The sequence below is a fragment of the Aquidulcibacter sp. genome (assembly GCF_020253525.1).
In the GTDB taxonomy this organism is placed as follows: Bacteria; Pseudomonadota; Alphaproteobacteria; order Caulobacterales; family Aquidulcibacteraceae; genus Aquidulcibacter.
On record NZ_JADCBK010000167.1, the window covers coordinates 21,882 to 27,881 of the forward strand.

General features: G+C 56.8%; 7 protein-coding genes and 1 tRNA gene. All 8 read left to right on the plus strand.

Annotated features, from left to right (window positions below; translation table 11 throughout):
• Nucleotides 1-193 precede the first annotated feature (193 nt).
• Entirely contained in the window at nt 194-412 is a 219-nt protein-coding gene (gene infA, locus IOB61_RS16735; RefSeq protein ID WP_085339458.1) for a translation initiation factor IF-1, read from the plus strand.
• 10 nt (nt 413-422) lie between these two features.
• On the plus strand, nt 423-998 hold the full coding sequence (locus IOB61_RS16740; protein WP_290819125.1) for a nucleoside triphosphate pyrophosphatase: 576 nt from the start codon (nt 423-425) through the stop codon (nt 996-998).
• Nucleotides 995-2,089: a ribonuclease E/G gene (locus tag IOB61_RS16745; RefSeq protein ID WP_290819127.1), complete on the plus strand. Its 1,095-nt coding sequence runs from the start codon at nt 995-997 to the stop codon at nt 2,087-2,089. The genes IOB61_RS16740 and IOB61_RS16745 overlap by 4 nt, the downstream gene beginning before the upstream one ends.
• A complete protein-coding gene (locus IOB61_RS16750) occupies nt 2,086-2,274 on the plus strand; it encodes a DNA gyrase inhibitor YacG (RefSeq protein WP_290819129.1) in 189 nt (62 codons plus the stop codon). Before IOB61_RS16745 ends, IOB61_RS16750 begins: the two co-directional genes overlap by 4 nt.
• A 21-nt stretch (nt 2,275-2,295) precedes the next feature.
• A tRNA-Phe gene (locus IOB61_RS16755) sits at nt 2,296-2,371 on the plus strand.
• 443 nt (nt 2,372-2,814) lie between these two features.
• Entirely contained in the window at nt 2,815-3,807 is a 993-nt protein-coding gene (locus IOB61_RS16760) for a glycoside hydrolase family 16 protein (RefSeq protein ID WP_290819131.1), read from the plus strand.
• A gap of 72 nt (nt 3,808-3,879) precedes the next feature.
• Nucleotides 3,880-5,172 (plus strand): sugar MFS transporter, encoded by a 1,293-nt coding sequence (locus tag IOB61_RS16765; protein WP_290819132.1) that lies wholly within the window; start codon nt 3,880-3,882, stop codon nt 5,170-5,172.
• Between the two features lie 15 nt (nt 5,173-5,187).
• Nucleotides 5,188-6,000 (plus strand): glycoside hydrolase family 3 N-terminal domain-containing protein (locus IOB61_RS16770; protein WP_290819134.1); only part of this gene is annotated, 813 nt, incomplete at its 3' end.

Here is a 6,000-nt window from a genome sequence, read left to right on the forward strand (position 1 = left end):
CCCATGCCGCAAGACGGACGCAGAGGAAACTGACAGGAGCTGTGAGAGGAACTGACCCATCTGTGGCACGCAGGCCCCAGTTTAACAGCTTCAACACCCATAGCACTGGCTTTTTACCCCCAAAACAGACTATAGAGCGCGCCAATCAAGCTGAGTTGTCAGCCCAACAGGTCATTTGCGGCCGGGAGACCCAATGTCAAAAGAAGAATTGCTCGAATTTCAAGGTACCGTGGTAGAGCTTCTACCCAATGCCACTTTCCGCATCCGTCTTGAAAACGAACATGAAATTATCGGCCACACGGCTGGTAAGCTGCGTAAGAACCGCATTCGCGTGCTCGCTGGCGATAAAGTTCTGGTCGAAATGACCCCCTATGACCTGACCAAGGGCCGGGTCACCTATCGTTTCCGGTAAAACAAGTCCCATGAAGCTTATTCTGGCGAGCGCATCGCCGCGCCGACAAGAGCTTCTGGCCAGAGTCGGGATTGTGCCCGACACGATTTGTCCAGCCGATCTGGACGAAACACCTCTGCCCCATGAAACGGCGCGCCAGCATGGCTTGCGGCTGGCCTGTGCCAAGGCCGAAGCCATCGCCCTTAAAAACCCGCATGATTTGATCTTGGCAGCCGACACCGTCGTATCGGTGGGGCGCAGACTGTTGCCCAAGGCAGAAACACGCGAACAGGCTTTGGCTTGCCTGCAGCTCTTATCGGGGCGCAATCACCGTGTGACGACCGCTGTCGCCGTCCAACGCGGTGCAGCCAAGGCTAGCCGAGCGGTAGAAACCCGTCTGACGTTTAAGCGCCTGAGCGAGGCTGAAATCCGCTTTTACCTCGATAGCGAGCAATGGATGGGCAAGGCCGGTGGCTATGGCATTCAGGGCTTGGCTGGGGCGTTTTGCACCCAGTTACATGGCTCGTGGGAAGGCGTCATGGGCCTACCACTCTATGAGGCCGTCTCGCTGCTGGAGGGCTTTGGCTATAAAAGGGTGCTGTCATGAATACGCCGAAGCCACCCACCCGCGAAATTGTCATTCATGAGCGCATTGGCGAATTACGGGCTGCCTTGTTTGACCGCGACCGGATTGTGGAATTGCGCTTAGAGCGTTGGTCTACCCATGAAAGCCGCGTGCGTTGGGGCCAGATTTATGCGGGCCGCGTGACCGCCATTGATGGCCGTATTGGTGGGGCCTTTGTTGATCTGGGCGTGGGCGAGCCTGCCTTTGCGCCTTTTGGGCGGGAGCGTGAGGCTGATCTGCGCGTTGGGGCAGCGGTTGCTGTACGTGTTGTGCGCGAAGCCGAAGGCGGCAAGGGCCCAGCACTTGCCTATGAAGGCCTTGCCCCACAGGGGCCTTGCCCCCGTCTCTTAGAAGATGCCACGCCCTGGCAGGGCTGGCCCGGAGAGCCGCGCGAGGCCGATGAGGACGAGATTGACCGGATTGATGCGGCCTTTGAAGCAGCCTTGCATCCCGAAGTGCCGATTGCGGGCGGGGGTCGGCTGACGATTGAGCGCACACGTGCTTTGACCGCGGTCGATGTCGACAGCGCCAATCGCGAAACAGGCGGCACGGATCCTGCCCGCTTTGCCCGTGGCCTCAATCTCGCCGCCGTGCCCGAAATCGTGCGGCAAATCCGATTGCGCGGCCTTGGCGGCCTCATTTGCGTGGATTTCACCGGGCCGCGCCGTAAGGGTGATGCGGAAGCTTTGACCAAAGCGCTTATCAGCGCCTTTGACGCGGAAAAAAATGGCGGCGTTGCCGCCCCCAAAACTGAGGTCCTACCCGTCTCGCGCTTTGGCATTGCCGAGATTGCCCGCCAAAAGCGCCGCCAAGCCTTAGCTGACATCTGCCTTGATGCCACGGGCCAGCCCACGGCCGAAACTGTGGCCATCGACGGTATCAACCGCCTCGCCGCCGCCCTGAAAGGCGCTAAAGGCCGCAGCGTGACCCTCTATGCCCCAGCCGCACCTCTGGCCTTTTTGGAGGCTGATTCCATCGGGTGGCGGCAAGATATTGCCGAGACGATTGGCGGCCAATTCCACCTCCGCCTTGGTCGCCCCGGCCAGACCCAATGTGAGGTGGTGATCGCATGAGCCGCACCTGCCCCGAATGTGGCAAGCCCACAGACCACGCCTATCGCCCCTTCTGCTCCAAGCGCTGTGCAGACCTCGATTTGGGCCGTTGGCTCAATGGTTCTTATGCAATTCCTGTTCAAGAAGAGGATAATGGCATACCCGATGCAGAGGACCCCGTGGACAGAGACAATCTGATCCGCTAAACGCCTGCCTCCCGACAGGTTGCCCGGATAGCTCAGTCGGTAGAGCAGCGGATTGAAAATCCGCGTGTCGCTGGTTCGATTCCGGCTCCGGGCACCACTTTTCTTTCACCGTTAGTAATTGAATTTATTGGCGCCGTAGGGTGCATTCCAGCTATGGAATGCACCGTGGGTATGCAACGCCAAAGATCGTCTATGTTTCGCTTGCCTTGCCGCCGCCCGACACTGCCCCAACTTGCGCGCTCAAACTCATACGACGCCTTTGCCCCGGCAGAGCCTGCGGCAAAGGCTGTCGAAGTAGAAAGAGCTATATTCCAGACTGTGGCGTGTGAGGTGGTGCAGTCCCGTGGGACTGCACCTTACGGCGCAGATGCCCACGCTTCATGCTTTCTCTCTTGTTACTTCGGCACAGAATGGAAGATTGACCACCAATTGACAGCGCTAACAATTTGAGGGACGATGGTCTCTGACGCCCACGGACTGGGATTGTTGCTATGCAGGTGGACGGGGCCAAGGCAGACTGAAGGAAATGGGGGGTGTGCTGTGGGTCTGTTCTTAGCCAAAAAATATGGGCGCTTGTGGGCATTTATTCTGCTTGGTGTTGGCGCGTTTTCGACCTTCGGGGCAGGGACAGGCGCGCTAGCGCAAGCTGGGCCTGCTCAGCCTGAAACCCCTGCCACATGGTCGCTCGTCTGGTCTGATGAGTTTGATGGCGCAGCGATTGATCCCACCAAATGGAGCCATGTGGTTGATTGCTGGGGAGGGGGCAATAATGAAAAGCAATGCTATACCGAGCGGCCCGAAAACAGCTTCATCAAGGATGGCAAGCTCGTCATTCAAGCCCGCAAAGAGCGCCGTCGCGGCTATGCTTTGCCGCTAGAGCAGCGCACCCATAAGGCGGCGCGCGAACAGCAGGTGACCTTGCCTTTTAGCTCGGCGAAGCTGACGACAAAGGGTAAGGCCGATTGGCGTTATGGCCGGATTTCGGTGCGTGCCCGCTTGCCGCAAGGCCAAGGCACGTGGCCGGCGATTTGGATGCTGCCCGCCGACGAGGTTTATGGTCCGTGGGCCGCCTCGGGCGAGATTGATATTATGGAGGCCGTCAATCTAGGTGAACCGTGCCCGACCTGCCCAAATGGGGTTGAAAACACCATTTTGGGAACGCTGCATTATGGCGGGGCTTGGCCCAAAAACACCTTTTTGTCGAAAACGACGCCCCTTGTGGGCAATCTTGACGATTTTCATACCTACACGCTGGACTGGGATAGCGGCAAAATGGTGTGGTCGATTGATGGGGTGCCCTTTGCCACCCAGACCCCGGCTACCTGGCACGCGCTTCAAAGCCCAAGCCGGCCTTCTGCCCCCTTTGATCAGTCCTTCTATCTGATTTTAAACCTCGCGATCGGGGGAAACCTACCCGAAGGCCGCAATCTTCGCGGTGTTTCCTCGAAGAATTTTCCCAAGACAATGGAAATTGATTGGGTTAGGGTCTATAAATGTGAACGCTCACATGATACCGCTGCTTGCGGGGAATGAGGGCGGTTTGCCTTTTTGCGAGACCAAATAAGAAACGAAAAGCACCAATAATCTGAGGATAGGAAACCAAAAATGGCCGGACCAAGCGCAGTGAATGTACAGCCGCAAGCGGGCAATGTGAACGACCGAACCTTGTTCTTCATGTCGCTTGCTTTGTTCTTCATTTGGGGTTTTGCGACCGTTTTGATCGATATTCTGATCCCCAAATTCCGCGGGCTCTATAATCTCAGCTATGCCGAAGCCATGCTGACGCAATCGGCTTTCTTTTTGGGCTATTTCGTTTTCTCGATCCCTGCTGGCAATTTGGTGGCCAAAGTTGGCTATATGCGCGGGATCATTGCGGGTCTGGCTGTCATGATTGGCGGCTGCATCCTGTTTGTGCTGGCCACCCATATCGGCATTTATTCAGGCTTTTTGTTTGCCTTGTTCGTATTGGCCGCCGGGATCACCATCCTGCAAGTTGCCGCCAATGCCGTGATCTCCATCGCAGGGGCTGCTGAAACCAGTTCTGCCCGCCTGACTTTGGCGCAAGCCTTCAACAGCTTTGGCACCTTCATCGGCCCATTTGTTGGGGCCAAGCTGATTTTGGAAGGCGGTCCTGAAATTCCAAAGGATATCTCGACCCTAACCCCGGATGCCTTGGCAGCATTGCGCGAAGCCGAAGCTGCAGCACTACAGACCCCCTATTTGGGCATTGCTATGGTTTTGGTGCTGATCATGATCGTCTTTTTTGTAAAGCGCGATCTGTTGCCCCCCTTGGCAAAGACCGAAACCACCTCGGGCCTTGGTTTTCATTTGCTGGCCAATAAGAAAATCTTGTTCGGCGTCATCGCCATCTTCACCTATGTCGGTGCCGAAGTGGCCATTGGTTCGGTCTTGGTCAATTATTTGAGCCAAGCCAGCGTCTTGGGCACCAGCGAGGCACAAGCAGGTAAGTTGGTCGCGCTTTATTGGGGCGGGGCGATGGTCGGTCGCTTTGCCGGCTCTTATATTTTAAGCCGCTTCCCCGCCGGCAAAGTCTTGGCGGTGTTCGCTGTGATTGCGATTGTTTTGGCGGCTTTGGCTATGGTGCTGACGGGCCAGATTGCCGCCATCGCCATCCTGTCGATTGGCTTGTTCAACTCCATCATGTTCCCAACCATTTTTTCTCAGACCGTCATTGGTCTGAATGATGAGGACACGCCAAAGGCCGCAGCGCTTCTGTGCATGGGCATTGTCGGTGGGGCCATTCTGCCATTGGTGACAGGCTTTGCCGCAGACCATGTCGGCCTGTCGGTGGCTTTGATCGTGCCGATCTTGGGCTATGCGTGGCTCGTCTTCTTCGGCCTGTTCGTCCACCGTCAAAACACTGCAGCAGCACAATAAGCGAAGGCGAAATCGATGATGCGTGCCCTGATGAAGCCCTTTGTCCAAAAATCGTTCCGCGCCTATGCGGCCCCCATCCTCGCCCTCTCGCTCGGGCTTTCTGGGTGTGCGTCTGGCTTCCAGCAGGACGACAAAGTCGAAACCCGGATCACTGAGATCATGAGCAAAATGAGTGTGGAGCAGAAAGTCGCTCAACTCATCATGCCCGATATTTCGACCATCACACCCGAAGATGTCGCCAAATATCGCTTTGGGACGATCCTGAATGGTGGCAATTCAGGCCCTTATGGCAATGAGCGCTCTAAGCCGGAAGATTGGTTGAAACTGGCTGATGCTTTCTGGGAAGCCTCGCGCACACCCCATGCCGATGGCAGCCCTGTGATTCCTGTGTTGTGGGCAACCGATGCCGTGCACGGCCATAATAATGTGGTTGGCGCGACGATTTTTCCGCACAATATTGGTTTGGGTGCGACGCGCGATCCTGCCCTAATCCGCGAGATTGGCCGCATTACCGCGGCTGAAATCAAAGTCACCGGCATTGATTGGACCTTTGCGCCGACATTGGCCGTGGTGCGCGATGACCGTTGGGGCCGCACCTATGAAGGCTATGGCGAGGATAAGGGCCTTGTTTCTGAACTGGGCGCGGCCATGGTTGAAGGCCTGCAAGGCATGGGTCCAGACTTTTTGAGCCAAGAACATGTGATTGCTACTGCCAAGCATTTCTTTGGCGATGGCGGCACAGGCGGCATCGATACCGGCGATACTGTCGGCAATGAGGCCGATTTGGTTGAACTCCATGCCTATCCCTACCGCGCGGCGCTGAAGTCG